The following is a 25629-nucleotide window of genomic DNA, read 5'->3' as shown; positions in this document are numbered from 1 at the left end:
CGTCACACCTGCTGCTGACTCTCGCCCGTCGGGAGGGGGTCGGCCACGAACGTGCCCTTGCCGTGGACGGTCACGATCAACCCGCGCTCCCGCAGGACCTGCGCCGCGCGGCGCACCGTCAGGTACGCGACCCCGTACTCCTTCGCGAGGTCCCGCTCGGCGGGCAGGCGTGCGCCGGGAAGCAGCTCTCCGGCCGCGATGCGAGCGGCGACGTGGTCGGCCACCGCGACGTACACCAGCTGCGGGCCCTGCGGATCGAACTCGGGGATCTGGCTGTGGTCGGTCACACGACCAACGTAAGCATCGAAGACCTGTACGGATGCCTAGTGAGCTATGCAGAGCTATACATGCCTGTAGGGTCGTGTGACGCAAAGACCCCGGCGACCGCTGGTACCGGCCCCGGGGCATGGCCACCAACTACCAACGGAGTTGATGACGTGCGGAACCCTATCGCGCGCGTGCTGGGACGGGCCTGGATCCCGCTCCTTCTCTGGCTTCTCATGTTGACGCTGCCGCCAACCGGTAGGCACCGCCCCCGACCGGCCGTCCACCCCCGCCCGGCACCCCCGGCCCCCGCGCCCCGCCACCGCGCTCCCACCCGGCGGTCCCCGTACGCCCGGGAACAGGCGACGCCCCTGGACGGCTCCCGGTCGCCGCTGGCCCGCCCCTACCTGGCGGCGGAACAGCGGCGGCGCCGCAGGACGCTCTGGCTCGCCACGGTCGGCCTGGACGTCGACCAGCGCGACATCCACGCCCTCCGCGCCGCCGCCGGGAGCGCCCGATGAGCCGCTGCGGGGCGCGCCGCTCCGTGTACGCCGTCGGCGAGGTCGTGCGCCCGGTGTGGGGCGGATCGGTCTGCGTACTCGCCGTGGGCCACGACGGGCCGCACCGCGACAGGGCGGGCGACGGATGGTGGGTGACGCCGGAGATCGCCGACGCGGTCACCGTCTCCCTGCTGACCCGCGCCCTGGCCCCCACCCCCGACCCGGAGTTCCGCTCTCCCCGCTGCATCGTCGGCCGCCACGACCGCTGCCGCGACCACGCGCCCCGCGACAGCGGCGTACCGGGCGTCCGGCACCTGGTCTGCGGGTGCCGCTGCCATCAGCCGGGTCACGCCGCCGCGTCGGCCTCCTCCTCGTAGGGGAAGAGGGCCAGGGGGGTCTCGCCCTGGAAGAAGGTCTTCGCGCGGGCCATGGCCTGGGTGTCGGCGCGGACCCGGCCGGGGCGGGAGCCCGTTCCCGTGAGGACGCCGCCGAAGCGCATGCGGAGGTAGGCGGCCGAGTGGTGGAGGGCGGTGACGAGCCCGTCCGCGACCTCGTGTTCGGCGTGGGCGAGCGCCGTCACGCCCCAGAGGGTGCGGCCTGCCATGCGGTCCTTGAAGTCCGAGTCGGGGACGTTCAGCCAGCCGGACCAGTAGTCGAGGTAGCGCTTGGTCTGGGCGGAGAGGGAGTACCAGTAGAGGGGGGAGGCGATGACGATGTCCGTCGCGGCGAGAGTGGCCTGACGGAGGAGTTCCTCGGTCTCGTCGGGGCGGCGGTCGGGGGACTCGTGGCGGCCGTCCTGGAAGTCGGGGAGAACCAGCTCGTTCAGGTCCACCCAGCGCTGGGAGACGTCGGCGGGGAGTTGCGCGGCGGCGGCGCGGGCGAGGATCTCCGTGTTGCCGTCGGCGCGGGAGCTGCCGAGGACGAAGAGGAAGGAGCGGTCCGGGCCGTGCGGGGTGTCCAGGGTCATGTCTGTTGCTCCGGTGTCGTCGGGTATCCGGTGCCAACTCCCGCCTTCCCGGGGGTATTCCGGGGCCCTTCGGCCGCGCCGATCGGAGGTGTGACGGCCCCCGTCGGCCGCGCCGATCGGGGACCCGGTGGCTCCCATCGGCTCTGGCGATCGGGCCCATCGGAAGGACGCCCCAGTGGCTCGTGGACCGGGTGCGGGGCCCGCTCGTAGCGTCGGTGGCATGAGAAACGAGACCAGGGGAACCGTCGAACTCACCCTCGCCATGGTGCTGTCGGGCACGCTCGGCGTCTTCGTCGTCGAGTCGGGGGCGTCGCCCTTCGAGGTGGTGTTCTTCCGGTGCCTCTTCGGGGCGCTGGCGCTGGGCGCGTACAGCCTGGTGCGGGGGTTCTTCACCGGGCACGGGTTCACGGCGCGGAAGCTGGGGATGGCGGCGCTCGGCGGGGCGTTCATCGTCTTCAACTGGGTGTTCCTGTTCGAGGCGTACGAGGCCAGCTCGATCTCGCTCGCGACGGTCGTCTACCACACGCAGCCGTTCTTCCTGGTGCTGCTGGGCGCGGTGTTCGCGAGGGAGCGGATCCCGGGCGGGAAGCTGGGGTGGCTGGTCGTCGCCTTCGTGGGGCTGGTGCTGGTGTCCGGGGTGAGGCCGGGGGACACGGCGTCGCTCAAGGGCATCGGGTTCGCGCTCGCGGCGGCCGTGCTGTACGCGCTGTCGACGTTCGTGACGAAGCGGATCACCGGGGTGCGGCCGCACCTGATCGCGCTGGTGCAGGTGCTCGTGGGGCTGCCGCTGCTGCTGCCGTTCACGGACTTCGGCGCGGTGGCGGGGCTCGGGTCGGGGTGGGTCTGGCTGGTGGGTCTCGGGCTGATCCACACGGGTCTGATGTACGTGCTGATGTACGCGGCGTACGCGAAGCTGCCCACCGCGAAGATCGCGGTGCTCGCCTTCACCTATCCGGCGGTCGCGATGGGCGTGGACTGGGCGGTGTACGGGCACCACATCGGGCTCGTGCAGGCGCTCGGGGTTCCGCTGATCGTGCTGGCGAGCCTGAAGGTCACGCTGGCGGGTTCTGCTCGGACACGAGGCGGCGCGCCTGCTCGACGAACAGGCGGACGTGAGGGGGAAGCCGCTTCCCCCGTCGCCACGCGAGCTGCGTGAAGAGGGTGAAGGAGGCCTCCCAGGCGAGCGGGACGAGGGCGCCGGAGGCGAGTTCCCCGGCGACGGTCACCCGGGGGAGGAGGGCGATGCCGAGGCCGGTGGCGACTCCGCGTTTGGTCGCCTCGATGGTGCCGAACTCCATGAAGGGCGGTGCCCAGTCGCGGAGCTCCCGCTCGAACAGGTCGCGGTAGGGGCAGCCGGGTTCGGTGCCGACCAGCCGGGCTTCGGCGAGGTCCGCGCTGGTCAGGGTCGTACGGTCGGCCAGGGGGTGGCCGGGGGCGGCGACGAGGACGAGGGGCTCGGGGGCGAGGACCTCGGTCTCCAGGCCCTCGTGCTCCGTGTCGGGCTCCATGAGGAAGCCGACGTCGTAGGTGCCCTGGCGGAGGGCCTGGCGGGTCTCGTCGCCGAGGGTGGGGCGGAGCGTCAGCCGGACCTCGGGGTAGCGGTGGTGGAAGTACTCCAGGAGCGGCGGCAGCCGGTACGAGGTGAGGGACTCCATCGTGCCGACGGCGATCGGGCCGGAGGGCTCCTCGGTGACCGCGACGGCGGCCCTGGCCTCCTCCGCGAGGTCCGCCATGCGGCGGGCGTACGGGAGGAGCCGCTCGCCGGCCTCGGTGAGGCGGATGCGGCTGCCGAGCCGCTCGAAGAGCTCCACGCCGAGGGAGGACTCCAGGGAGCGGATCTGGCCGGTGACGCTGGACTGCGCGTAGCCGAGCTCGGCGGCGGCGCGGGTGAAGGAGAGGACGTCGGCGACCTTCTCGAAGGTCGCCAGGAGCCGGAGCTCCATCAGGCCTCGGTGTCCTCGCCGCGCTCGCTCTTCCGGCCGCTGTCCGTGTCCTCGTCGCGTTCGCGCTTCTTCAGTTCCTCCTCGCGGCGGCGGAGGTCCGCCTCCCAGTCCTTGAGGAGGGACTCGTCCTTCTTGTTCTCCTCGCGGAGGGACTTGAGGAACTCGGGGTTGTCGTCGGGGGCGACCCACTCGTGGCGGTGGTTGCGGTGCCACTCGGAGGGCGTACGGCCGCCGGCGGGGGCGCGGCGCATCTTGCCGGCGGCGAACCAGACGATGGGGCCGACGATCCAGAAGAGCAGGATGATGATGACCCAGACGACCTTGGGCAGGTGCTTGGCCTCGTCCTCGGGGGTGTTCAGGCAGTCGATGAAGGCGTAGATCGTCAGCGCCAGCGGCAGGATGTACATCAGTGCCCTGAGCATGTGGGACAGCCCCCTGGAAGCAGCGGCGGGGCGTGTTGCGGCGCCCCCGGTGACGAGCCAAGCGTAGCTCGTGGCGGATACTGGCCCCTATGGCTTACGACGATCTCCGCTCGCTGCTCAGGGCCCTGGAGCGCGAAGGCGACCTCAAGCGCATCAAGGCCGAAGTCGACCCGTACCTGGAGGTCGGGGAGATCGTGGACCGGGTGAACAAGGCGGGAGGCCCGGCGCTCCTCTTCGAGAACGTCAAGGGCTCCGCCATGCCGCTCGCCATGAACGTCTTCGGGACGGACCGGCGGCTGCTCAAGGCCCTCGGCCTGAAGTCGTACGGCGAGATCAGCGAGAAGATCGGCGGGCTGCTCAAGCCCGAGCTCCCGCAAGGCTTCGTCGGCGTCCGCGAGGCCTTCGGGAAGCTCGGCTCGATGGTCCACGTGCCGCCGAAGAAGGTGAAGTCGGACGCCGCCCCCGTGCAGGAGGTCGTCCTCACCGGGGACGACGTCGATCTCGACCTCCTCCCCGCGCTCTTCACGTGGCCCAAGGACGGCGGGTCCTTCTTCAACCTGGGGCTCACCCACACCAAGCACCCCGAGACCGGCGTGCGGAACCTGGGGCTCTACCGGCTCCAGCGGCACGACAAGCGCACCATCGGCATGCACTGGCAGATCCACAAGGACAGCCGCAACCACTACGCCGTCGCGGCGGCGCGGGGCGAGCGGCTGCCGGTCGCGATCGCCTTCGGCTGCCCGCCGGCCGTCACGTACGCCTCGACGGCGCCGCTCCCGGGCGACATCGACGAGTACCTCTTCGCCGGGTTCGTGCAGGGCAAGCGGATCGAGATGGTCGACTGCAAGACGGTCCCGCTCCAGGTCCCGGCCCACGCCGAGGTCGTCGTCGAGGGCTGGCTGGAGCCGGGCGAGACGCTGCCGGAGGGTCCCTTCGGCGACCACACCGGCTTCTACACGCCGCAGGAGCCGTTCCCCGCACTGAAGATCGACTGCATCACGATGCGGAAGCGTCCGCTGCTCCAGTCGATCGTCGTCGGCCGGCCGCCGACCGAGGACGGGCCGCTGGGCCGGGCCACGGAGCGGTTCTTCCTCCCGCTCCTCAAGATCATCGTGCCGGACATCGTCGACTACCACCTGCCGGAGTCGGGCGGCTTCCACAACTGCGCGATCGTCTCGATCGACAAGAAGTACCCGAAGCACGCCCAGAAGGTCATGCACGCCATCTGGGGCGCCCACATGATGTCGCTGACCAAGCTGATCATCGTGGTCGACAAGGACTGCGACGTCCACGACCTGCACGAGGTCTCCTGGCGGGCCCTCGGCAACACCGACTACGCCCGGGACCTCACGGTCGTCGAAGGCCCCGTCGACCACCTCGACCACGCCTCCTACCAGCAGTTCTGGGGCGGCAAGGCCGGCATCGACGCCACCAAGAAGCTCCCCGAGGAGGGCTACACCCGCGACGGCGGCTGGCCCGACATGGTCGAGTCCGACCCGGCGACGGCGGCCCTGGTGGACCGCCGCTGGAAGGAGTACGGGCTGTGACCACCGCCGCCGTGTCGGGCGCCCAGCCGGGGCGCACCAAGGCCTTCCTGCGGCTCGTGATGATCGAGCACTCGGTGTTCGCGCTGCCGTTCGCGTACATCGCGTCGCTGACGGCGATGTTCCAGCTGGACCGGAGAATCCACTGGTGGACGCTGTTCCTGGTGACGGTGTGCATGGTGGGGCTGCGGACGTTCGCGATGGCGTGCAACCGGATCATCGACCGGGAGATCGACGCGCGGAACCCGCGGACGGCGAACCGGGAGCTGGTGACCGGCGCGGTGTCGGTGAGGTCGGCATGGGTCGGGGCCGGGATCGCCGTGGTGGTGTTCCTGGGGGCGGCGGCGCTGCTCAACCCGCTGTGTCTGGCGCTGGCGCCGCTCGCGGTGATCCCGATGGTCGTGTACCCGTACGGCAAGCGGTTCACGAACTTCCCGCACGCCATCCTCGGGCTCGCACAGGCGATAGGGCCGATCGGGGCCTGGCTCGCGGTGACCGGCGAGTGGTCGTGGGACGCGGTCATCCTGGGCCTCGCCGTCGGCGTGTGGATCGGCGGGTTCGACCTGATCTTCGCCTGCCAGGACGTCCAGGCGGACCGGGCGCACGGCGTCATGTCCGTACCGGCGCGCTTCGGCGTCCCGGCCGCGCTGTGGGGCGCCCGTGCCTCCGCGGTCGTCACCACGGGCCTGCTCGTCTGGTACGCCCTCGCGACGGACGCGGGGCTGTTCTTCTGGGTCGGCCTGGTGATCGTCGTGGCCGCCTTCTGCTACGAGCACTCGATCGTGAAGCCGCACGACCTGTCGCGTCTGAACAGGGCGTTCTTCACGACGAACGGGTTCATCGGGATCAGCCTGTTCGTGTGCGCGCTGCTCGACCTGCTCGTGCGCGGGCTTTCCCTCTGACCCACGCCGGTGGTCACGCGGCCCCGCGGGTGAATCCGTCCAGCAGGGCGTCGAGGCCCGCGGCCAGGCCGGCGGGGCCGCCGTGGCGGGCGAGGGTCGGGGCGGCGTCGCGGAGGCGGGGGAGTTCGCGGGCCGGCATGCGGTGGAGGCCGAGGCGGAAGGCCGGATCGGGCTCGTCGGGGTTGTCGACCATGGCCCGCAGGTCGCCGAGGACGTAGCCCAGGAGCCAGCCCGTGACGGCCCGGAATGCCATGACGGTGGTCTCCTCGTCGAGGCCCGCCCGGCCGAGGACGGTCAGGACGCGTTCGTGGTCCCGGAGGACGGCGAGCGGGCGGCGGGCCAGCGGGACCGCCAGCATGCGGGTGGCCAGGAGCGGGGCCACATTGGGGTGGGCCAGGGCGACCGCGTAGGTCTCGGCGGCGATCCGGTGGAGCTCGTCCCGCCATCCGGGTGACTCGGGGGAGGCGGCCAGCCGTTCCTCCAGTTCGGCGTAGAGGGCTTCGACCAGGCCGTCGAGCAGGGCGTCCTTTCCCGCCGCGTACCGGTACAGCGCCATGGCCTCCACCCCGAGCTCGGCGCCGGTGCGGCGCATGCTCAGTGCGGACAGCCCCTCGCGGTCGACCAGTCGCAGGGCAGTGGCCAGCACCCGCTCCCTGCTCAGGCGGCCGTAGCGGCCGTGGTCGCCCGCGCGGCGGGCCGGTGCCCGGCGCCCCTGCGGGGAGTCCTTCTCGATCGGCATGTGCCCGCCTCCGCCGTGCGCTCCCGGCCCCGTCCTCCGGCCGGTGGACGCTTCGCCTTGACCGCTGAACATCTAGGGATAAAGTGTACATATACGTCGTAAACGTACGGTGAATCGGCAGGGAGAACCCGCCGCGTGCCGTGTTCCGGCGGACGGCCTCCGCGCCACGGCACGACCGTGCACCCCTGCGATCCGGAGCCATCATGACCACTCACCAGACCCTGCCGCAGAGCCCCGGCCCGCGGCCGGCCGACCACCCCGACCCCCGCTCCACCGACCCGCCGCCGCACCCGATGCGGCGCGCCGAGGACAGGGCGCCGACCCGACTCGCGGTGAGCCTGGTGGTCCCGGCCCTCAACGAGGCGCGCAACATCCCCTGGGTGTTCGAACAGATCCCCGACTGCGTCGGCGAGGTCCTCCTGATCGACGGGGACTCGTACGACGCCACGGTCCGCGTGGCGACCCAGATCCTGCCCACGGTCCGCAGCATCCCGCAGAGCGGGAAGGGCAAGGGGAACGCCCTGCGCACCGGCTTCCTCGCCGCCCGCGGCGACTACATCGTCATGATGGACGCCGACGGCAGCATGAGCCCCGCCGAGATCCCGCACTTCGTGCACTTCCTCGAGAACGGGTACGACTTCGTCAAGGGCTCCCGCTTCGTCGAGGGCGGCGGCTCGCTCGACATCACCCGTTTCCGCCGGCTCGGCAACCACGCCCTCCTGGCCCTCGTGAACCGGCTGTACGACGCCACGCTCACCGACCTCTGCTACGGCTTCTGCGCCTTCCGCCGCACCTTCCTCGACCAGCTGGACCTGCACGCCACCGGCTTCGAGATCGAGACCGAGATGATCGTGCACGCCCTGCGCTCCGGCCTCCGCATCGCCGAGGTCCCGAGCCTCGAACTGCCCCGGCGCAACGGACGCTCCAACCTCCACGCGATCTCCGACGGGCGCCGGGTGCTCCGCACCCTCCTGTCCGAGCGTCCGGGCGCGATGGCGTCGCCCGCCCCGCGGGAGGGGAGCGCGCCGTGACCCCGGTCCCGACCGGGCCGGCCGCGCCGATGCCCGTCGTGGACATCGACCTCGCCGAACCGGGAGCCTTCCGGCGCCCCGGAGGCCGGTCCCGCGCCGGACCGGCCGGCCGTGCGCTCGGCCTCGTACGGCTCCACGGCCGACCGCTCGGGATGGCCGAGGCGACCGGCCGCGAGCCCGGGGAACTGTGGCAGGCCCTCGCGGACGCGGTGCTCAGGGATTCCCCGAGGGCGGGGGCAGCAGGTGCCGGCCCCGCTCCCGCCGGGAGAGACGCCCCGCCCGTCAGCGTCATCGTCGCGACGAGGAACCGCGCCGGAATGCTGCGCGACTGCCTGGATTCGCTGCGGGCGGTGGAGTACCCGCGGTTCGAGGTCATCGTGGTGGACAACGCTCCGGCGGACTCGTCCACGAAGGAGATGATCCGGCGCGAGTACGGGGCTGTGCGGTACCTGTGCGAGCCCGTGCCCGGGCTCGCCCGCGCGCACAACCGGGGGCTGGCCGCGGCCCGGGGGCGCATCGCCGCCTTCACCGACGACGACACGCTCGTCGACCCGGGGTGGCTGACCGCGCTCGCCGCGCCCTTCCTGGCCGACCCGGGGACCGGCTGCGTCACCGGTCTGATCGTGCCCGCCGAGCTGGACACCGAGGCGCAGGTCGCGCTGGAGCGGCACGGGGCGTTCGCGAAGGGGTACGCGCCGCGCACCTGGTCGTTGGGCGCCCCGCCGGCCGACCCGCTGTTCCCGTTCACGGCGGGACGGTTCGGGTCCGGCGCGAACATGGCCTTCCGGACGGAACTGCTGCGCGAGCTCGGCGGGTTCGACCCCGCCACCGGGGTGGGGACCCCGGCGCGCGGCGGCGACGACCTGCTGTCGTTCTTCCGGGTGCTGGCCCGGGGCCGTTCCCTCGCCTACGAGCCGGGCGCGATCGTCTGGCACCGGCACCGGCGGACCCCCGAGGCGCTCGAAGCGCAGGCCTTCGGCTACGGCGCGGGTTTCGGCGCCTACCTGGCCGGGGCCCTCGCCCACGAACCACGCATGCTGCCCGCGCTGCTGCGGCGGCTGCCGGCCGGGCTGCGGTACGCGCTGGCCAGGAGCCGCGCACGGGCCGCACTCGGTGAGGGGCCTGACGTCGGACCACGTGTCCGGCCCGACGTCCGACCCGACACAGGACGTGACGCCGGGCCGGGCTCCGGGCCCGGCGTCGCCTCGTCTCGCGTCGCGAGCCTGGAGCTGCGCGGGCTGCTGTACGGGCCGTTCGGCTACCTGCGCAGCCGACGGGCCGAGCGGCGCCTGCGGCGATGGGCCGCGCACGACGGCCGTGGAGTCCCCGCCCACGGGGTCCCCGCGCCCCCCGTCGCACGCCGGAAGCGGGGTGAGGGGCGATGACCGGGCAGCCCACGCGCCACGGACCCGTCGTGAGCGCCTTCCGGGGACGGGCGACCCGGCCGACCCGGGCCGCGTCGGCCCCTCGGGCCACCCGGGCCACGCCGGCCCCTCGGGCCACCCGGGCCACGCCGACGCCGCCGCCCGCGCACGTGCCTGCGTCTGCGGTGGACGGAGCGAAGGCGGCGGACGGTGGGCGGCGGTCGTTGGGCGCGGTGTTGAAGGCCGGTCGGAGCGTGCTGCTGTCCAAGGACCCGCTGCTGCGCAACGGGCACCTGCTCGCGGTGAGTTCTCTCGCCAGCGCCGGTCTTGGGGCCGTGTTCTGGGCGCTCGCCACGCACTGGTACGACGACGAGATCGTGGGCGTCAGCTACTCCGCGCTGTCCATGACGCTGCTGCTCGCGGGTGTGGGGCAGCTCAACCTGAACGACTTCCTGGTCCGGTTCGTGCCCTCGGCGGGGCATCACACCCGCAGGCTGATCCTGACCTGCTACGCCGTGAGCGCCGGGGTCAGCGCGATGGCGGCCCTCGGGTTCCTGCTGCTCGTGCCGATGATCGCGCCCGAACTGGACTTCCTGCTGACGCCGGTGACCGGCGCGTGCTTCGTCGCGACCACCGCCGGATACGCCGTGTTCGTGATGCAGGACGGGGCGCTGACGGCGGTGCGCCGGCCCGGCTGGGTGGTCGCCGAGAACCTGGTCTTCGCGTGCGTGAAGATCGGACTGCTCGGACTGGGCGCGGTGCTGGCGCTGCACTCCGGCATCCTGGCCTCCTGGGCCGGGGCCCTCGCAGTGTCGCTCCTCGTCACCAACTTCGTCCTGCTGAGGCGGGCCGTGCCGCAGCACGTGCGGGTGTCGACGGTGGCGGAGCGGCCGAAGGGCGTGCTGCGGTACGCGTCCGCCGACTACTTCGGCTCGCTGTTCCGGATGGCGGCGTACACGCTGGTCCCGCTGATCGTCCTGGACCAGCTGGGCGCCGAGCAGAGCGCGTACTTCTCGCTGGCCTGGATCGTCGGGTACGTGCTGTACCTGGTGGCCCGCAACCTGGGCAGCTCGCTGCTGGTGGAGGCCGTGCGGAGCCCCGGGCGGCTGGTCGAGCACGCGCTGAGGGTGCTGCGGCACACGACGCTGCTCCTCGGGTCGGCGGTTCTCCTCGTCGTGGCGCTCGCCCCGCAGATCCTGTCCCTCTTCGGGGCCGAGTACGCCGAGCACGGCACCACGCTGCTGCGGCTCCTGGCCCTGTCGTCGCTGCCGAACATCATCGTCAGCATCGCCATCGACTCGTCGCGGGCCCGCCGGAGGCTGCGCTGGGCGGTCGGACTGCAGGTCGCGATGTGCGTGCTGGTGCTCGGGCTGACCAGGCTGCTGCTGCCCGTCATGGGGATCACCGGCGCCGGCGTCGCCTGGCTGGCGACCATGTGCCTGCTGGCCACCCCCCTGCTGATCTGGCGTACGCGCTGGCTCACGGCCGTACCCGGGAGGTCCTCGTGAACACCGTGCCGAGCGTGACCGTCGTCGTCTGCGCCTACACCCTCGACCGCTGGGACGACGTCCGGGCGGCGATCGGGTCCCTGCGCGCCCAACGGCATCCCGTGGACGAGATCGTCCTCGTCATCGACCACTGCCCCGAGCTGTACGAGCGGGCGTCCGCCGCGTTCCCCGGGGTGCGGGTGGTCGAGAACGCCGGGCGCCAGGGCCTGTCGGACGCCCGCAACACCGGGGTCGGGGAAGCCCGTTGCGAGGTGGTGGCCTTCCTCGACGACGACGCGGCCGCCGACCCCGACTGGGCCGGGGGCCTCCTCGCCCGGTACGCGGACCCCGACGTCGCCGGAGTCGGCGGCCTGGTCAGGGCCTGGTGGGTCACCCGGCGGCCCGTGTGGTTCCCGCCCGAGTTCGACTGGGTGGTCGGCTGCTCGTACCGGGGACTGCCCCGACACCTCGCGCCCGTACGGAACTTCATCGGCGCCAACATGTCCTTCCGGCGCGCCGAGGTCGTCGCCGCCGGAGGCTTCCGCGCCGACCTGGGCCGGGTCGGAACCCGGCCGCTGGGCTGCGAGGAGACCGAGCTGTGCCTGCGCATCGCGGCCCGCCGTCCGGGCGCCGTCCTGCTCCACGAGCCCGCCGCGGCGGTCCGCCACCGGGTGCCCGCGGCCCGCGCCACCTGGGGTTACTTCGTCTCCCGCTGCTACGCGGAGGGCCTCTCCAAGGCCCAGGTCGCCCGCCTCGGCGGCACTCACGCCGCCCTGGCCAGTGAGCGCGCCTACCTCCGCTCGACCATCCCCCGCGCGTTCGCCCGGGCCCTGCGCCCCGGCCGCCCCGCCGGTCTGCGCACGGCCGGCGCGCTCGCCGGAGGCGTCGGCGCGACCGTCGCCGGCTACGCCGTCGGCCGGGTCCGCCACCCCGCTTCCGGCCCCGCCGGGCGCCGGGGCGCCGGTGCGGAGGCGGTGGCCGTACGCCTGCCCGCCACTGCGGGCGGGGGACGGCCGTGAGCACGGCGGCGCCGGGCGGACGGAACGGGCCCGTGGCCGGCGGTGCGGGGGGCCGGACGGGGCGGACCGCCGGGACGGGAGGCCGGGAGGGACGGGTGGCCGCCGTGCCGGGCGGCCGGGAGGGGCCCGTGGCCGGGGCCGTGCCCGTGTTCCTGTACCACTCGGTGGCGGTCGATCCGCCGTCGTGGATCGCGCCGTTCACGGTGAGTCCGCGGACGTTCGCGGAGCAGCTGGGCATGATCGTCGAAAGTGGGCTGAGGGTGGTGCCGCTGCGCAGTCTGGTGGCGGCGCAGCGCGGTGGCGAGGTGCTTCCGGAGCGGGCGGCGGTGCTGACGTTCGACGACGGTTTCGCCGACTTCCGGGCGACGGTGCTGCCGTTGCTCGTGCGGTGGAGGCTGCCGGCGACCCTGTACGTCACCACGGGCGGACTGGGCGGGGGCCCGGAGGGCGGGCCGTTCCCGCCGGGTTCGCGGATGCTGAGCCGGGGACAGCTCGGTGAACTCGACGCGGCCGGGGTGGAGATCGGCGGCCACACCCGGACGCATCCGCAGCTCGACGTCCTGCCGGGCGGCCGGGTGCGGGAGGAAGTGATGGAGTGCGGGCGGGAGTTGGCGGACGTGCTCGGGCACGAGGTGACGGCGTTCGCGTATCCGCACGGGTACTCGAGTCGCGCGGTGCGCGCCCGGGTGCGCGAGGCGGGGTGGACGTCGGCGGCGGCGGTGCGGGAGGCGTTCAGTTCGGCGGCCGACGATCCGTGGCGCATCGCGCGGCTGATGGTGCGGGCCGACACGGACCGGGATCGGTTCCGGGAGTGGACGAGGGGCGCGGGGGCGCCTGTCGCGCCGTTCCCCGAGGGGGTCAGGACCAAGGGGTGGCGGGCCTATCGGCGTACGAGGGCGAGGCTGCACGTGCCGTACGAGGCGATCGCCTGAGGCCCTTCGCATCGCCGCCTCACCGCTGTCGCCTCCGCGCGCCGCCGCCTCACCGCTGCCAGACCCGCACCCAGTCGACCCGCATCCGGGCCCGGTCGACGTCGGCGGGCGGTTCCTTGGGCACGCCCACGGCCAGGTTGACCATCACCTCCATGGGGACGTCGGGGATCCGCTCGGGTTCCGTCACGCGGAACCTTTCGACGCCGTCGACGTACCAGACCAGGGCGTCGCGCTCCCACAGCAGTCCGAACACGTGGAAGCGCTCCGAGAAGTCGGAAGGCCCGTACTCGCCGCGCTCCCGGGCCCGTTCGCCGTCGGGCTCGCGCCAGTGGACGTACATGTTGACGCGGGTCGTGGAGTCGAGGAACTCCATGATGTCGACCTCAGGCGGGGTGAACCGGGACTCCGGCATCATCCAGAACGCCGGGAACATGCCCGCCTCGGCCGGGATGCGGATCGAGGCCTCGAAGTAGCCGTAGGTGAAGGTCCGGCGGGGCTCGCCGTACCACTGGTCGCGCCCGGTGGAGATCATCCCGGACCGCCACGGGTAGGTCTCGCCGTCGCTGCCGCGGGTCCGGCGGCGCTCGGCGGTGAGGGTGAGCTCGCCGTCCCGCACGGAGACCTGGCCGGGCAGGTACCACTGGGACTCGTCGTTGCTGCTGATCGTGCAGCCGTCCTTGTTCCAGTCGTAGCAGGTCGCCCACAGCGCGGAGTCGAGTTCGGTGCCGTCGAAGCCGTCGTCCAGGACGAGTCGCCACGGGCCCGGGTCCGGCGGACCGGAGGAGGTGACGGCGGCCGGGACCGTCGGCGAGGGCGCGGCGGACCCGGCCGGGCCGCCGCAGGCGGTGAGGGCCAGCAGGGCGGAGGCCAGTGCCAGCGCGGCCGTCCGCCGCCGGCGGCGGGGCGGGCCGCCGGGGCCCGCGTCCCGGGTCACACCGGGCCCGGGGTCACCGCGGCCCGGCCGCGACCGCGCCCGCGACCCGGCGGGCGGCGAAGTCCGTACCGCAGACGAAGCGCAGGACGGGCCCGAAGGTGGGGGCCGCGGCGAGGCTCGTGAAGTACAGGCCGGGCACGGACGACTCGAACCCCGCCGACAGGACCGGAGGGCCGCCGGGGAGGGTGCGCACCGCCTGCCGCAGGGTCGGCTCCAGGAGGTCGAGCCGGTCCACGTCCACGCGGTAGCCGGTGGCGGTGAGGACGTGGTCGACGTCGAGGGACTCCGCCGCACGGCCCGTCGTGTCCGCCAGTTCCAGGCGTACCGTCCCCTCGTCGTCCCGCCTCTGTGCCGACGCCACCCGCCGTCCGCACAGCACCGGGAAGCGCCCGTCCACCCGGTCCCGCAGCCACCAGGCGCCCGAGGGGCCGAGCACCGTCCGCAGGAAGTGGTTGCGCACCGGGAGCGGCAGCCGGCGGTAGGCGCCCGCGCCGCGGCTGACGGCGACGTGGGACCAGCCGGGGCCCAGCGTGGAGGCCGGCTTGAGCAGCCGGACCGCCCGGGGGCGTTCCTCCGGCAGGTTCGTCGTGGGGGGTGTGCCGAACAGCAGGGAGGAGGTGCGGGCGATCACCGTGGGCCGGGCGCCCGTCTCGTACAGCAGGGCGGCGCTCTCCAGCGCCGACTGTCCGGCGCCGACGACCGCGACCCGCCGGCCGGCGAACGCGGAGAGGTCCGCGTGGTCGCACGGGTGGGAGGCGAGTCCCGCGGGGAACAGCGGGGCGAGGCCGGGAGGCCGGTAGGCGTACGGCACGAGGCCGCTGGCCACCACGACGGAGCCCGCGGTGATCTTCTCGCCGGAGTCCAGGGTCACGCCGAACCCGCCGTCCGCGGCCCGCACCTCGCGCACCGCGGCCCGTTCCACCTCGGGCACCCGCTCCTTCTGGAACCAGTGGCCGTACGCGATGAACTCGTCGACGGGGATCGGGTAGGTGTCGCCCACCGGTGGGCCGCCCCGTGTGGCGCGGAAGTCCGCGAACCGGTGACGCCCGTCGGGGGCGGAGATCGACGAAGCCGTCGGGACGGACTTGAGGAACATGCCGTCGGGCATGTGGGCCCGCCAGCTGTCCATCGGTTCGCCGAAGACGCGTGTCGTCACGCCTGCGGCTCCCAGCCAGGCGGCGGTGGCCAGCCCGTACGGGCCTGCTCCGACCACCACGACCGGCAGCCGGCCGCGGCCGGTGCCTCCAAGCTCCGGGACCATCACGGACCTCCTCTCCCCCCGCCTCCCCCTCCACCAGGTTGCACCTCGCCGTCCCGTTCCCGCGCGCGGTGGCGGCGGGGCAGCAGCGCGAGGACGGAGGTCAGTGCGGCGAGCACGACCAGGCCCCGCGTGGCGGTGAAGGCACCGCCGAGGAAGAGCCCCACGGCCACCAGGGTCGCCAGGGCGAGACCGAGCATCAGACTGAGCAGTGCGGCCTCCAGGACCGCGTACCGGGGCATGCCGTGCGCCGGTGCGGCGGCCCGCATCGCGAGCACGGCCGCGAGGCCGGGGCAGACGAGCAGGAACGGCGTCACGACCGCCACCCGCAGCGGGGCGGCCTCCGGCAGCGTGGTGGCGAGCAGCGCGACCCATCCCGAGGCGGCGAGCGCCAGGCGGGGGAGCGTCCGGTGCGGGGTCACGGGGTGCCCCCGACGGGTCGTGGGGTCACGTAGCGGTAGACGGTGGCGTTCTCGTCGGCGTAGACGAGTGTGAAGCCCGGGGCGTTCGCCATCGCGGACCGCAGGTGCCGGGAGGTGTCGGCCGGCAGCGCGCCGGTGAGGTAGCCGTTCATGTCCTGGGCGCGGCTGAGCACGATGTACGAGGGTTGCTCCTCGGTGGAGCCGTAGAGGAACGCGCTCACGCCGGCCAGCGGGTGCCGCACCAGCCGCTCGGTGTCCTTGGGGCTCTGGTGGGCCAGCTGGATCCTGCGGTGCTGTTCGTAGTACCGGTCGAGTCCGGGTACGTCGGAGGTGAGCGTGACGATCCGCGAGCCCGGTGGGGCGTGGTCGGTCACGTAGCGGGCGGCGGCGACCTCGCCGGGGGTGAACCGGTTCACGGCCTCCTTGCCGTAGTAGCCGAAGACCAGGCCGCCGAGCAGGGCCAGGAACAGGGGGTAGACGGCGAGGGTGCGCACGGGGTGGTGCCGGGTCGTCGGCGGCAGCAGCAGGGCCGCCACCAGGAACGCGGCGGCGGGCAGCGCGAACAGGTAGGCCCGGAAGAGCATCTCGCCGCCGTAGGCGTTGACGGCGAGCAGCGGGAGCGGCGCCACGGCGAGCAGGGGCAGTCCCGTGCGCCGGGTCCAGCGGCGGACGACGAACGCGGCCACGGCGAGCACGACGACCACGGCGGACAGCCCGCGGTCGACCGCGGACAGCAGGATCTGCCCCGGAGCGGCGTTGCCCGTCGCGGCGAGCCCCGAGGCCACGTTCTCGTCGGGCTGGACGAGGGACTGCACGAGGTTCTGGATGTGGACGGAGATGTACGACCGGGCCACGGTGGCGTCCCAGAGGGCGGTCAGGACGACGGCGGCGGCGAGGACCGGCAGGACCACCCGCCGGTTGCGGCGCGGCAGCGACAGCGCGACGAGCGCGCTGATCAGCATCAGCGGGGTGAGCGGATGGGAGACGACGATCGCGGCGACGAGCACCACGACGCCTGCGAGGAGCGCCGGCGGCCAGCCGTCCCGTCGGCGCGGATCGGGGCGCGGCAGCGCGGAGGTCGGCAGCTGCCGGAACAGCAGGGCCGTCACGGTCATGAAGAGCAGGAAGGCGAAGGTCTGCGGCGCGAAGTAGTCCTGCCCGACCCAGGAGCAGCTGTAGAAGATCCAGACCCCGCCCCAGACGAGCCGCCGGTCGCGGGTCACGGACCGGTACAGCAGCAGGAGCGGGGCGAGCAGCAGGGCGTTGGCGAACGCGGGGGTCCAGGCGGCGTAGCCGACGGCGGAGTCAAGCCCGGTGGCCCGCAGGAACAGGGCGTTGAGCTGGAAGAAGCCGGGCCAGTCGTTGTAGACGGCGAACTTGTCGGCGTTCGGCACCTCGCCGCCGTGGCGCAGCATCGCGTCGACGACCGCGAGGTGTTTCCACGCCCAGGAGTAGCGCAGGGTCGGGTACAGCAGCGTGGGCGTGGCGTGCAGCAGGGCGATCAGCCCGAGTACGTAGCCGGTCAGCCAGGCGCCGTGGGTGCGGCGGTCGCTCAGGGCGAGGCAGAAGCCGAGGGTGAGCAGGGCGGCGGCGAGCCAGAACAGGGCGGGCAGGACCTGGAGGAGTCCGAGGTCGCGCATCCGGTCGAGCGGGACGGAGCGGAGCGAGAACAGCCAGAGGCCGAGGGAGAGGGGGAGCACCGCGCGTATCGACCAGTGGCGCACGGTGGCGGCGCGGGTGGACGCGGAAGCCGGGGGTGCCGTCCCGTGCGTCCACCCGTCCCGCGGGGCGGGTGGCGCGGCGGTGTCCTCGTACGGGCCGTCCCGCGCGCCCGTCATGGCGTTCCTGCGCCGCGGTCCGCCTCCCGCAGGACGGGGGCGACCGAGACGCCCAGCCAGCGGCGGCTGTGACCGAACTGCCGGGTCTTGCGGAGGTTTCCCGACACGTGCCAGAGCCAGGTCAGCAGCGGCAGCGCCGCCGGGTCGCCGCCGCTGTCCGGGTCGACGCCGTGGGCGGACAGCAGCGCGCGGTCGGCCCCGGGGAGCCGGCCGCGGCGCAGGGCGTCGGCGACCTGCCGTCCCATCGGGGGGCCGCCGAGGGCTTCGCGGGTCGCGAGGACGAAGGTGCACGCGTCGATCTCGGCGGGGCCGTCGGCGCGGGCGTTGCCCCAGTCGAAGACGCCGGTGATCCGGGTGCGGTCCTCGTCGAGCAGGACGTTGCCGATGTGGAAGTCACCGTGTGTCCAGCCGCGCGTCAGGGTGGCGGTGGCGAGGGCGTCGTCGAGCCGCCGCCGCAGCGGGTCGAGGGCCGCGGCTCCGGCGCCCGGACGGCCCCGGCCGATCTCGGCGGTCAGGACGGCCAGCTGCTCGTGCGCCCAGTCGGCGGTGCGGTCCGTCGCGGCCTCCCGGCGGCCCGTCGCGCCCCGCAGGGCGGCGAGCAGGCGGAGGGCGGCGGTGACGGTACGGCGCAGGTCGCGGGGGTGGTCGGGGAGGAGCGGCCCGGCGGGGACGCCGGGGAGCCGGGTCTGCACGAGGGGACGGCGGGGCGGCCCGGCGTCGGGCCGGCTGCCGACGGCTTCGGGCAGGAGCGGTCGCCACGGGGCGAGGCGTCGGTCGGCCGCGAGGTCGCGCAGGTGGTCCCACTCCAGGGCGAGGGCCTCGGAAGCCCCGTCGGTCCTGGGGTACTTGACCACGACGCCGGTGCCGGCCCAGTCCACCGTGAAGACCAGCAGGTTCGCGTGGGACACGGTGCGCCGCGGCATCACGGTGACTTCGCAGGATCCCGCGTGGCGCACCATGCCGTGCGCCGCGGTCCGGTCGGCCAGTGCTCCCAGGGGCCGTGGCGTGCTGAGTGGGAGAGCGTTCCCCAAGGCGGACATATCGTTACCAACGATAGAACACCCCCTGTTTTCCTGCCTTATGGGACAATGGGGGAGACGGCCGGGGGCGTCGGCCCGCACCTCCCACCGGGGCGCGGGCGAAGGGAGAACCGTGAGGCGCGTGCCGGACGAACCGTCCCTCGACCCGGCGGTGCCCGCTCTGCTCGCCAAGGTCGGCAGGTACCCGCAGCACCACGGCGGGCTCGGCGTGGTGCGCACCCTCGGCCGGGCGCGCGTCACCGTGCACGCCGTCGTCGAGGACCGGCTGACCCCGGTCGCGCTGTCCCGGCACCTGTCCCGCGCGTTCGTCCGGCCGACGACCGGCCTGGAGGACCCGGACGCGCTCCTCGCCGCCTTCCTCGCCATCGGCCGCTCCATCGGCACGCCGTGCGTCCCGGTGCCCACCGACGACGAGGCGGCGATCCTGATCGCCGAGCACGCCGACGCCCTCGCCGAGCACTTCCTGCTGCCCCCCGTCCCCGCCGGACTGCCCCGGCTGCTGGCCGGAAAGGCGAGCCTGCACGACCTCTGCGAGGACCTGGGCGTCGGTTCGCCCCGCAGCAGGGCGCCCGCCGACCGCGACGAACTCGTCGACGCGGGAAGGGAACTGGGCTTCCCCGTCGTCCTCAAGAACCGCGACGCGTGGACCCGGCTGCGCACCCCGGCGGTCGGCAGCACCACCGCGATCCGCGACGAACGCGGCCTCCTCGACCGGTTCCCGCCCGGCGCGCTTCCCCCGGTCCTGGTGCAGGAGTACATCCCGCGGGAGGGCGCCGAGGACTGGATCGCCCACCTCTACTGCGGCGCGGGCGGCGCGCCCCTGGCCGTGTTCACCGGCCTGAAGCTGCGCTCCTGGCCCCCGCACGCCGGGGTGACGACCAGGGCGGTGGCCCTCGGCAACCCCGTCCTCGCGGAGCTGGCGGCCGACCTGTGCCGCCGGATCGGCTACTGCGGGGTCGCGGACCTCGACTGGCGCTACGACGGCCGCGACGGGCGGTACAAGCTGGTGGACTTCAACCCGCGGACCGGCGCCCAGTTCCGCCTCTTCGAGAACACCGACGGCGTGGACGTCGTACGGGCCCTGCACCTCGACCTGACGGGCCGTGACGTGCCGCGGCGTCCGCAGGTCGACGGGCGGGTCTTCGTCGCCGGCCATCTCGACCTGCCGTCGGTGGCCGCGTGGCTGAGGGAGGAGCACCGGCTGCCGCCGGGCCTGCTGCCGGTGGGGGGGACCGAGCGCGCGTGGCTCAGCGGGGAGGACCCGCTGCCGGCCGCGGCGGAGACGGTCCGCTTCCTCGGCACGGTCACCCGCCGCCTCGGCCGTGACGTGCGCGCCAGGACGGCCGGCGTCCGGGAAGCGGCTCGCGGGAAGGCGGCCCTGGTCCGCGCCTGAGGGCGTGGACGGGCGGGGACCCCGGTCGCCGCCCCGGGTGCGGAGGCGCCCGGTGATCTCCGTCGGCCGCCTTGCCACGGCCTGTTTTTTCCCGGCCGGATAGGCTCAGCGTCGTGGAGTCGCAGGAGAAGAAGAGTCGTCGGCCCTGGGTGGTGGGGGTTTCCGGGGCGTCGGGCACGCCGTACGCCGCCTCCGTCCTGAGGGGTCTGCTCGCCGCGGGGGAGAGCGTCGACCTCGTCGTGTCGCGGGCCTCGCGGCTCACGCTGCTCGACGAGACGGGGATCTCCTTCCGCGACGCCCACTGGCGCGAGGACCTGGCGGCCTGGCTGGCGCGGGGTGCCGACGGGAAGCCGGACACCTTCGACGTCGCGGGCTCCCTGGACGACGTGCGGTACTGGGCGGCCGGTGACCTGGCCGCGGGGCCGTCCTCGGGTTCGTACCCGGCGAAGGGGATGCTGGTGGTGCCGGCCTCGACCGCCGCGGTGGCGGGAGTGGCGCTCGGACTCTCGAAGGACCTGCTGCAGCGGGTCGCGAGCGTGACGCTGAAGGAGCGGCGTCCGTTGGTGGTCGCCGTGCGGGAGACCCCGCTGAACGGACAGACGCTCAAGCACATGGTGACGCTGGACGAGGCGGGCGCCGTGGTGCTGCCCGCCTCTCCGGCGTTCTACGCGGGGGCGACGCACATCCAGGATCTGGTGGACTTCGTCGCCGGGCGGGTGCTCGACGCGGCAGGGGTGCCGCACGAGCTGTACCGCCGTTGGGAGGGAGACCTCGGTGGAGGTTCCCGTTCTGATTAGCGCTTCTTGGCGCGCTTCTTCGCGGCGCGCTTCGAGGCGGCGGACGGCTGGTGGGCACGCGAGCGGTTGGCCAGGTCCTGCAGCTCGCGCATGCGTGCGTAGGCCATCTCGATCGTGTACACGGTGAACACCACTCCTGAAAGATCGTCTTTGATCTGCTGAAAGATTCACAGGGTGTCGCCCCTGTGTACCTTAGATTCTACACTCAAACTCGCGGTATCGCTGGACAATGGAAGGTTCCTCCCTATGGACGCCGTGGACAGGCAGCTCATCCAGGCCCTGCGTGAGAACGGCCGTGCCTCGTACGCCGAGCTCGGTCGGCTCGTCGGGCTCTCCGGCCCTTCGGTCACGGACCGCATCAACCGTCTCGAGGCGGCGGGAGTCATCACCGGCTACCGCGCCACCGTCGACGCCGCCTCGCTCGGCCTCGGCGTCACCGCCCTGATCGGCATCTCCCTCTCCGACGCCGCCGACCACGAGGACGTGGCCCGCCGGCTGAAGGACCTCGCCGAGATCGAGGACTGCTGGTTCATCGCCGGCGACGACTCGTTCATGCTCAAGGTTCGCGCCAACGACGTCGACGGCCTGGAGAAGACGATCCGCCGGCTCTCCGGCACCAAGGGCGTCTCCCGTACGCGTACGACGATCGTGCTCTCCACGAAGTGGGAGAACCGGGTCGGGGAGCTGCCCGAAGAGGGCTGAGAGTACGGTGGGTAAGCCTTGGTTTCGGAGATAAAGGGAGGCGGGCCGTATATGGACGCGGGGCTCAAGCGTGAGCTGGAGCAGAAGGTCCGGGACGGTGAGCGGCTGAGCCGTGAGGACGGCATCGCCCTGTACGAGTCCGACGACCTCGCCTGGCTCGGCGGTCTGGCCCACGAGGTCCGGACCCGCAAGAACGGCGACGTGGTCCACTTCAATGTCAACCGGCATCTGAACATGACCAACGTCTGCACCGCCTCCTGCGCGTACTGCTCCTTCCAGCGCAAGCCGGGCGAGAAGGACGCGTACACCATGCGCATCGAGGAGGCCGTGCGCCTCGCGAAGGCGATGGAGAACGAGAACCTCACCGAGCTCCACATCGTCAACGGGCTGCACCCCAACCTGCCCTGGCGCTACTACCCGCGCTCCCTCTCCGAGCTCAAGAAGGCCCTGCCGAACGTCTCCCTCAAGGCGTTCACGGCCACCGAGATCCACCACTTCGAGACGATCTCCGGGATGTCCGCCTCCGACATCCTCGACGAGCTGATCGAGGCCGGTCTGGAGTCCCTGACCGGCGGCGGCGCCGAGATCTTCGACTGGGAGGTCCGGCAGCACATCGTGGACCACCGCACCCACTGGGAGGACTGGTCCCGGATCCACCGGCTCGCGCACGAGAAGGGTCTGAAGACCCCCTCGACCATGCTGTACGGGCACATCGAGGAGCCGCGCCACCGCGTGGACCACGTGCTGCGGCTGCGTGAGCTCCAGGACGAGACCAACGGCTTCCAGGTCTTCATCCCGCTGCGCTACCAGCACGACTTCGTCGACATGCAGGACGGCAAGGTCCGCAACAAGCTCCAGGCGCGCACCACGATGGCGACCGGCGCCGAGGCCCTGAAGACCTTCGCGGTCTCCCGGCTGCTGTTCGACAACGTGCCGCACGTCAAGGTCTTCTGGGTCATGCACGGCGTCCAGACCGCGCAGCTCGCGCTCCAGCACGGCGCCGACGACATGGACGGCTCGGTCGTCGAGTACAAGATCACGCACGACGCCGACAACTACGGCACCCCGAACAAGCTGGGCCGCGAGGACCTGCTGGAACTGATCCGCGACGCCGGCTTCCGCCCCGTCGAGCGCAACACCCGCTACGAGATCATCCGCGAGTACCCGGGCCCGGACGCGGACCGCCGCGAGACCCCGCAGGCCATGCGGTTCTGATCGGGGCATACGGAGGAAGGGCCGGCGGGAACCATCCCGCCGGCCCTTCCGCGCACCCCCGTCAGGTCAGCGGCAGCAGCATGACGACGTCGTCGCGGTCGTCGCCCGGGGCCACCCGGATCGCTCCGGGGATCCGGCCGACCTCCTTGTAGCCCGCGCGGGCGTAGAAGCCTTCGAGGCCGAGGCCGCCCCGGCAGGTGAGCCGGATCGCCTCGATCGCCGCGAAGCCGTCGGCGGTACGGGCGGCCCGCTCGACCGCCGCCATGAGGTCGAGGCCGTACCCCTTGCCCTGGTGGCGGGGGTGGACCATCACCGTGTACAGCCACACCCAGTGCCCCATCAGCGGGTGGGTGTTGAAGGTGAAGAAGGCGGTGGCGGCGACCTCGCCGTCCTCGTCGCGGCCGACGAGGAGGCGGGTGCGGCCCTCGGTCATCGCGACGAGGTGCCTGACCAGCGCCGGGCGGATCTCGTCGGGCGTGACGGGAGAGACGAAGCCGACCGCGCCGCCCGCGTTGGTGACGTCGGCCCAGAGCGCGAGGACGCCGTCGCGCAGTGCGGGGTCGACGGCCGGATCCACCTCGAAGGTAAGGGTCATGGGCGTATGTTATCTATTACCCGGCGTGGCGCTCAAGGGGTCACGTCCTCCATGCGGCCCCCGCTCCCGGCGGACGTCGCTCCCCGTGCTTCACTGGAGGGGCGCCGGTCCCGTAAGGGATCTTGGGTACTTTTCGGAACGTCGGAACGGAAGAGTGGGCTGACATGCTCCGCTACACGCTGATGCGTCTCGGCATCTTCGCCGGATGCTTCCTCGCCCTGTGGGGTCTCGTCTACATCGAGGTGCTGCCGCGCGGCCTCGGCGACTCGAACCTGCTCTGGGTCCTCGCCCTCTCGATCGTCGTCTCCGCCCCCCTCAGCTTCGTCCTCCTCCGCAAGGTCCGCGACGAGGCCAGCGCCGAGGTCGTGGCGAAGGTCGACCGAGCCAAGGGCCGCCTGGCCGCGAACCGGTCGCAGGAGGACGCGCTGTAGCGCGTCCCCGCCGCGTAAAGGCTGCGTAAGCTTCCTCACAGACATTCACCCCGGACAGGGCCTTCCAAGGCTCCTGTCTGGGGTGTTCTGCGTTTCGGAGGTGGAACGGGGTGTCCGCACCCCAAAGAATGGCTTTGAGGTTCTCAAAGTTCAAGTGTTAACGTGTTCGACATGACGACAGCAGTGCGCCCCCCTCATGCCGTGAGCACCCCGCTCGTGGCGCGCCTGCACGTCGATCTCTGCCGCTGTATGTCCGCGGTCTGTTGCCGCGCCTTCTGATCCGGCATCATGCAGCGGCCCGCGCCCGAGCGCGTGCGTGCCGCACCCCCGTCCCCGTATGTCCCGATACGCACCTGTGGAGTGTGTCTGTGTCCGCGCCCGCGAACGCGCCCGAGGCCAAGCCCTCGTCCCGCATACCGAAGGTCCCCTTCTGGGCCCAGATCATCGCCGGTCTCGTCCTCGGCGCCCTGCTCGGCTGGGTCGCCCGCAGCCAGGACGTCTCCTGGCTGAAGGAGACCCTCGGCCAGATCGGCGACATCTTCGTCCAGCTGCTCAAGCTGGCCGTCGCCCCGCTCGTCTTCTTCGCGATCCTGGTCTCGATCACCAACCTGCGGAAGGTGAACAACGCCGCCAGGCTCGCCACCCGCACGCTCCTCTGGTTCATGATCACCTCCCTGATCGCGGTCGCCATCGGCCTCGCGATCGGCCTGATCACCAACCCGGGCGCCGGCACCGGCCTCACCCCGCAGGACGGCAAGCTGCCGAAGCGCGAGGGCTCCTGGATCGACTTCCTCACCGGCATCATCCCGACGGACGTCATCACGCCGTTCACCGAGCTGAACGTCCTCCAGATCGTCTTCATGGCCGCCGTCGCCGGCATCGCCGCCCTCAAGCTCGGCGACCGCGCCAAGCCGATCCTCACCCTCTCCGAGTCGATCCTGGAGCTCCTCCAGAAGGCGCTGTGGTGGGTCATCCGCCTCGCCCCGCTCGGCACCGTCGGCCTCATCGGCTTCGCCATCGCCGACTACGGCTGGGACCTGATCGGCAAGTACGCGACCTTCACCGCCGACGTCTACGTCGGCTGCGCCCTGGTCCTCTTCGGCGTCTACCCGCTGCTGCTCGCCACGGTCGCCAAGGTCAACCCGCTCCACTTCTTCAAGGGCGCCTGGCCGGCCATCCAGCTGGCCTTCGTCTCCCGCTCCTCGGTCGGCACCATGCCGGTCACCCAGAAGGTCACCGAGCGCCTCGGCGTCCCGAAGGAGTACGCCTCCTTCGCCGTCCCGTTCGGCGCCACCACCAAGATGGACGGCTGCGCCGCGATCTACCCGGCGCTCGCCGCGATCTTCATCGCCCAGATCTTCGACGTGCAGCTCGGCATCGGCGACTACCTGCTGATCGCCTTCGTCTCCGTCATCGGCTCGGCGGCCACCGCCGGCCTCACCGGCGCGACGGTCATGCTCACCCTGACCCTCTCCACCCTGGGCCTGCCCCTGGAGGGCGTCGGCCTGCTCATGGCGATCGACCCGATCCTCGACATGATGCGGACCGCCACCAACGTGGCCGGCCAGGCCCTGGTCCCGGTCGTCGTCTCCGCCCGCGAGAAGATCCTCGACCACGCGGCGTACGAGAACGCCTCGTCCTCCCCGATCGACGACCTGGTCGAGATCGGCGAGACCGACGAGAAGGTCGCGGTCACCGCCGCCGCCTGACCCTCTCCGCGCGAACGGCCCCGCGTGCCCCCTGCCCCCGTCCGGGCAGGGGGCACGCCGCGTTTCCGGGGGGCTCCCCCTGGGGACTACCGGGCAGTAGGGTTACCGGCTAGTCAGTCACCGCGGAAGCGCAACGTACCGACGCACGACCTCAGTTCATCGCGATAACCGAGGAGCCGCA

28 protein-coding genes are annotated in these 25629 nt (G+C 72.6%); 16 read left to right on the top strand and 12 right to left on the bottom strand.

Going from position 1 to position 25629, the window contains the following annotated elements; genetic code table 11:
- Positions 1–2 precede the first annotated feature (2 nt).
- Positions 3–287, bottom strand: a complete 285-nt coding sequence (locus tag OO54_RS23640; protein ID WP_017240995.1) for a GntR family transcriptional regulator — start codon at positions 285–287, stop codon at positions 3–5.
- A 213-nt stretch (positions 288–500) separates the two neighbouring features.
- Between OO54_RS23640 and OO54_RS23635 the strand changes: the two genes are divergently transcribed.
- A complete protein-coding gene (locus tag OO54_RS23635; protein WP_063738322.1) occupies positions 501–785 on the top strand; it encodes a hypothetical protein in 285 nt (94 codons plus the stop codon).
- A complete protein-coding gene (locus tag OO54_RS23630) occupies positions 782–1141 on the top strand; it encodes a hypothetical protein (RefSeq protein ID WP_033206250.1) in 360 nt (119 codons plus the stop codon). The genes OO54_RS23635 and OO54_RS23630 overlap by 4 nt, the downstream gene beginning before the upstream one ends.
- Here OO54_RS23630 and OO54_RS23625 read toward each other — a convergent pair.
- Positions 1111–1731: a flavodoxin family protein gene (locus OO54_RS23625; protein WP_033206249.1), complete on the bottom strand. Its 621-nt coding sequence runs from the start codon at positions 1729–1731 to the stop codon at positions 1111–1113. The genes OO54_RS23630 and OO54_RS23625 overlap by 31 nt on opposite strands.
- Positions 1732–1951: 220 nt before the next feature.
- Between OO54_RS23625 and OO54_RS23620 the strand changes: the two genes are divergently transcribed.
- On the top strand, positions 1952–2887 hold the full coding sequence (locus tag OO54_RS23620; protein ID WP_033206247.1) for a DMT family transporter: 936 nt from the start codon (positions 1952–1954) through the stop codon (positions 2885–2887).
- Here OO54_RS23620 and OO54_RS23615 read toward each other — a convergent pair.
- A complete protein-coding gene (locus OO54_RS23615) occupies positions 2784–3674 on the bottom strand; it encodes a LysR family transcriptional regulator (RefSeq protein WP_033206245.1) in 891 nt (296 codons plus the stop codon). The genes OO54_RS23620 and OO54_RS23615 overlap by 104 nt on opposite strands.
- Positions 3674–4096: a PLD nuclease N-terminal domain-containing protein gene (locus tag OO54_RS23610; RefSeq protein WP_017241001.1), complete on the bottom strand. Its 423-nt coding sequence runs from the start codon at positions 4094–4096 to the stop codon at positions 3674–3676. The genes OO54_RS23615 and OO54_RS23610 overlap by 1 nt, the downstream gene beginning before the upstream one ends.
- Before the next feature lie 89 nt (positions 4097–4185).
- On the opposite strand from OO54_RS23610, the gene OO54_RS23605 reads away from it, so the two are divergent.
- Positions 4186–5643, top strand: coding sequence for a menaquinone biosynthesis decarboxylase (locus tag OO54_RS23605; RefSeq protein WP_033206243.1), 1458 nt, complete (start codon positions 4186–4188; stop codon positions 5641–5643).
- Entirely contained in the window at positions 5640–6542 is a 903-nt protein-coding gene (gene mqnP, locus OO54_RS23600; RefSeq protein WP_033206241.1) for a menaquinone biosynthesis prenyltransferase MqnP, read from the top strand. Before OO54_RS23605 ends, mqnP begins: the two co-directional genes overlap by 4 nt.
- A gap of 13 nt (positions 6543–6555) precedes the next feature.
- Here mqnP and OO54_RS23595 read toward each other — a convergent pair whose 3' ends face one another.
- Positions 6556–7281 carry a TetR/AcrR family transcriptional regulator gene (locus OO54_RS23595; RefSeq protein WP_033206238.1) on the bottom strand — a complete coding sequence of 242 codons (726 nt, stop codon included), beginning with the start codon at positions 7279–7281 and terminating at the stop codon, positions 6556–6558.
- Between the two features lie 203 nt (positions 7282–7484).
- Between OO54_RS23595 and OO54_RS23590 the strand changes: the two genes are divergently transcribed.
- The 5 genes from OO54_RS23590 (at position 7485) to OO54_RS23570 (ending at position 13114) form a co-directional block, all read left to right on the top strand.
- On the top strand, positions 7485–8312 hold the full coding sequence (locus tag OO54_RS23590) for a glycosyltransferase family 2 protein (RefSeq protein WP_033206235.1): 828 nt from the start codon (positions 7485–7487) through the stop codon (positions 8310–8312).
- Positions 8309–9697 (top strand): glycosyltransferase family 2 protein, encoded by a 1389-nt coding sequence (locus OO54_RS23585; RefSeq protein ID WP_063738321.1) that lies wholly within the window; start codon positions 8309–8311, stop codon positions 9695–9697. Before OO54_RS23590 ends, OO54_RS23585 begins: the two co-directional genes overlap by 4 nt.
- Positions 9698–9930: 233 nt before the next feature.
- The gene (locus tag OO54_RS23580) at positions 9931–11184 is read left to right on the top strand and encodes a lipopolysaccharide biosynthesis protein (RefSeq protein WP_033206233.1); all 1254 of its coding nucleotides are present in this window, start codon (positions 9931–9933) and stop codon (positions 11182–11184) included.
- On the top strand, positions 11181–12182 hold the full coding sequence (locus tag OO54_RS23575) for a glycosyltransferase family 2 protein (RefSeq protein ID WP_033206230.1): 1002 nt from the start codon (positions 11181–11183) through the stop codon (positions 12180–12182). The genes OO54_RS23580 and OO54_RS23575 overlap by 4 nt, the downstream gene beginning before the upstream one ends.
- A gap of 95 nt (positions 12183–12277) precedes the next feature.
- Positions 12278–13114 carry a polysaccharide deacetylase family protein gene (locus tag OO54_RS23570; RefSeq protein WP_051787138.1) on the top strand — a complete coding sequence of 279 codons (837 nt, stop codon included), beginning with the start codon at positions 12278–12280 and terminating at the stop codon, positions 13112–13114.
- A gap of 49 nt (positions 13115–13163) precedes the next feature.
- Here OO54_RS23570 and OO54_RS23565 read toward each other — a convergent pair whose 3' ends face one another.
- Genes OO54_RS23565 through OO54_RS23545 form a run of 5 tightly spaced genes read right to left on the bottom strand, consistent with a single transcriptional unit; the run spans position 13164 to position 18474 of the window.
- Complete coding sequence (locus OO54_RS23565) at positions 13164–14048, bottom strand: glycoside hydrolase family 16 protein (protein ID WP_051787137.1); 885 nt, start codon at positions 14046–14048, stop codon at positions 13164–13166.
- A 13-nt stretch (positions 14049–14061) separates the two neighbouring features.
- On the bottom strand, positions 14062–15309 hold the full coding sequence (locus OO54_RS23560; RefSeq protein WP_051787136.1) for an FAD-dependent oxidoreductase: 1248 nt from the start codon (positions 15307–15309) through the stop codon (positions 14062–14064).
- Positions 15309–15728 (bottom strand): hypothetical protein, encoded by a 420-nt coding sequence (locus OO54_RS23555; protein ID WP_051787135.1) that lies wholly within the window; start codon positions 15726–15728, stop codon positions 15309–15311. The genes OO54_RS23560 and OO54_RS23555 overlap by 1 nt, the downstream gene beginning before the upstream one ends.
- Positions 15725–17566 carry a hypothetical protein gene (locus OO54_RS23550; protein ID WP_033206228.1) on the bottom strand — a complete coding sequence of 614 codons (1842 nt, stop codon included), beginning with the start codon at positions 17564–17566 and terminating at the stop codon, positions 15725–15727. The genes OO54_RS23555 and OO54_RS23550 overlap by 4 nt, the downstream gene beginning before the upstream one ends.
- On the bottom strand, positions 17563–18474 hold the full coding sequence (locus OO54_RS23545) for a phosphotransferase family protein (protein WP_159391611.1): 912 nt from the start codon (positions 18472–18474) through the stop codon (positions 17563–17565). Before OO54_RS23545 ends, OO54_RS23550 begins: the two co-directional genes overlap by 4 nt.
- Positions 18475–18727: 253 nt before the next feature.
- Here OO54_RS23545 and OO54_RS23540 point away from each other — a divergent pair, with 253 nt between their 5' ends.
- Positions 18728–19999 carry a carboxylate--amine ligase gene (locus OO54_RS23540; RefSeq protein WP_063738320.1) on the top strand — a complete coding sequence of 424 codons (1272 nt, stop codon included), beginning with the start codon at positions 18728–18730 and terminating at the stop codon, positions 19997–19999.
- Positions 20000–20112: 113 nt separating this feature from the next.
- Entirely contained in the window at positions 20113–20796 is a 684-nt protein-coding gene (locus OO54_RS23535; protein ID WP_033206223.1) for a UbiX family flavin prenyltransferase, read from the top strand.
- Here OO54_RS23535 and OO54_RS46445 read toward each other — a convergent pair.
- Entirely contained in the window at positions 20793–20930 is a 138-nt protein-coding gene (locus tag OO54_RS46445; RefSeq protein WP_164875197.1) for a hypothetical protein, read from the bottom strand. The genes OO54_RS23535 and OO54_RS46445 overlap by 4 nt on opposite strands.
- 112 nt (positions 20931–21042) lie before the next feature.
- Here OO54_RS46445 and OO54_RS23530 point away from each other — a divergent pair, with 112 nt between their 5' ends.
- Together OO54_RS23530 and mqnE are read left to right on the top strand one after the other, a co-directional pair.
- Positions 21043–21498, top strand: coding sequence for an Lrp/AsnC family transcriptional regulator (locus OO54_RS23530; RefSeq protein ID WP_017241016.1), 456 nt, complete (start codon positions 21043–21045; stop codon positions 21496–21498).
- Positions 21499–21549: 51 nt separating this feature from the next.
- Positions 21550–22713, top strand: coding sequence for an aminofutalosine synthase MqnE (gene mqnE, locus OO54_RS23525; RefSeq protein ID WP_017241017.1), 1164 nt, complete (start codon positions 21550–21552; stop codon positions 22711–22713).
- A gap of 61 nt (positions 22714–22774) precedes the next feature.
- Here mqnE and OO54_RS23520 read toward each other — a convergent pair whose 3' ends face one another.
- A complete protein-coding gene (locus tag OO54_RS23520) occupies positions 22775–23308 on the bottom strand; it encodes a GNAT family N-acetyltransferase (protein WP_033206220.1) in 534 nt (177 codons plus the stop codon).
- 164 nt (positions 23309–23472) lie between these two features.
- Here OO54_RS23520 and OO54_RS23515 point away from each other — a divergent pair, with 164 nt between their 5' ends.
- Both OO54_RS23515 and OO54_RS23510 read left to right on the top strand, forming a co-directional pair.
- Positions 23473–23739 carry a DUF4229 domain-containing protein gene (locus OO54_RS23515; protein ID WP_033206218.1) on the top strand — a complete coding sequence of 89 codons (267 nt, stop codon included), beginning with the start codon at positions 23473–23475 and terminating at the stop codon, positions 23737–23739.
- 368 nt (positions 23740–24107) lie between these two features.
- Positions 24108–25448 (top strand): dicarboxylate/amino acid:cation symporter, encoded by a 1341-nt coding sequence (locus OO54_RS23510; RefSeq protein WP_033206216.1) that lies wholly within the window; start codon positions 24108–24110, stop codon positions 25446–25448.
- The last annotated feature ends 181 nt before the right edge of the window (positions 25449–25629 follow it).

The sequence above is a fragment of the Streptomyces wedmorensis genome (assembly GCF_000716445.1).
Classification (GTDB): Bacteria; Actinomycetota; Actinomycetes; order Streptomycetales; family Streptomycetaceae; genus Streptomyces; species Streptomyces wedmorensis.
The sequence above is the reverse complement of the archived record's forward strand: the minus strand, read 5'-3'. Positions and strand labels throughout refer to the sequence as shown.

What these genes read in the sequence shown, in the direction of transcription:
- OO54_RS23610 (WP_017241001.1), bottom strand. Translation starts at nt 4,096, where the DNA reads ATGCTCAGGGCACTGATGTACATCCTGCCGCTGGCGCTGACGATCTAC.
- OO54_RS23630 (WP_033206250.1), top strand. Translation starts at nt 782, where the DNA reads ATGAGCCGCTGCGGGGCGCGCCGCTCCGTGTACGCCGTCGGCGAGGTC.
- OO54_RS23520 (WP_033206220.1), bottom strand. Translation starts at nt 23,308, where the DNA reads ATGACCCTTACCTTCGAGGTGGATCCGGCCGTCGACCCCGCACTGCGC.
- OO54_RS23605 (WP_033206243.1), top strand. Translation starts at nt 4,186, where the DNA reads ATGGCTTACGACGATCTCCGCTCGCTGCTCAGGGCCCTGGAGCGCGAA.
- OO54_RS23550 (WP_033206228.1), bottom strand. Translation starts at nt 17,566, where the DNA reads ATGACGGGCGCGCGGGACGGCCCGTACGAGGACACCGCCGCGCCACCC.
- OO54_RS23595 (WP_033206238.1), bottom strand. Translation starts at nt 7,281, where the DNA reads ATGCCGATCGAGAAGGACTCCCCGCAGGGGCGCCGGGCACCGGCCCGC.
- OO54_RS23590 (WP_033206235.1), top strand. Translation starts at nt 7,485, where the DNA reads ATGACCACTCACCAGACCCTGCCGCAGAGCCCCGGCCCGCGGCCGGCC.
- OO54_RS23615 (WP_033206245.1), bottom strand. Translation starts at nt 3,674, where the DNA reads ATGGAGCTCCGGCTCCTGGCGACCTTCGAGAAGGTCGCCGACGTCCTC.
- OO54_RS23515 (WP_033206218.1), top strand. Translation starts at nt 23,473, where the DNA reads ATGCTCCGCTACACGCTGATGCGTCTCGGCATCTTCGCCGGATGCTTC.
- OO54_RS23560 (WP_051787136.1), bottom strand. Translation starts at nt 15,309, where the DNA reads ATGGTCCCGGAGCTTGGAGGCACCGGCCGCGGCCGGCTGCCGGTCGTG.
- mqnE (WP_017241017.1), top strand. Translation starts at nt 21,550, where the DNA reads ATGGACGCGGGGCTCAAGCGTGAGCTGGAGCAGAAGGTCCGGGACGGT.
- OO54_RS23625 (WP_033206249.1), bottom strand. Translation starts at nt 1,731, where the DNA reads ATGACCCTGGACACCCCGCACGGCCCGGACCGCTCCTTCCTCTTCGTC.
- OO54_RS23530 (WP_017241016.1), top strand. Translation starts at nt 21,043, where the DNA reads ATGGACGCCGTGGACAGGCAGCTCATCCAGGCCCTGCGTGAGAACGGC.
- OO54_RS23620 (WP_033206247.1), top strand. Translation starts at nt 1,952, where the DNA reads ATGAGAAACGAGACCAGGGGAACCGTCGAACTCACCCTCGCCATGGTG.
- OO54_RS23635 (WP_063738322.1), top strand. Translation starts at nt 501, where the DNA reads ATGTTGACGCTGCCGCCAACCGGTAGGCACCGCCCCCGACCGGCCGTC.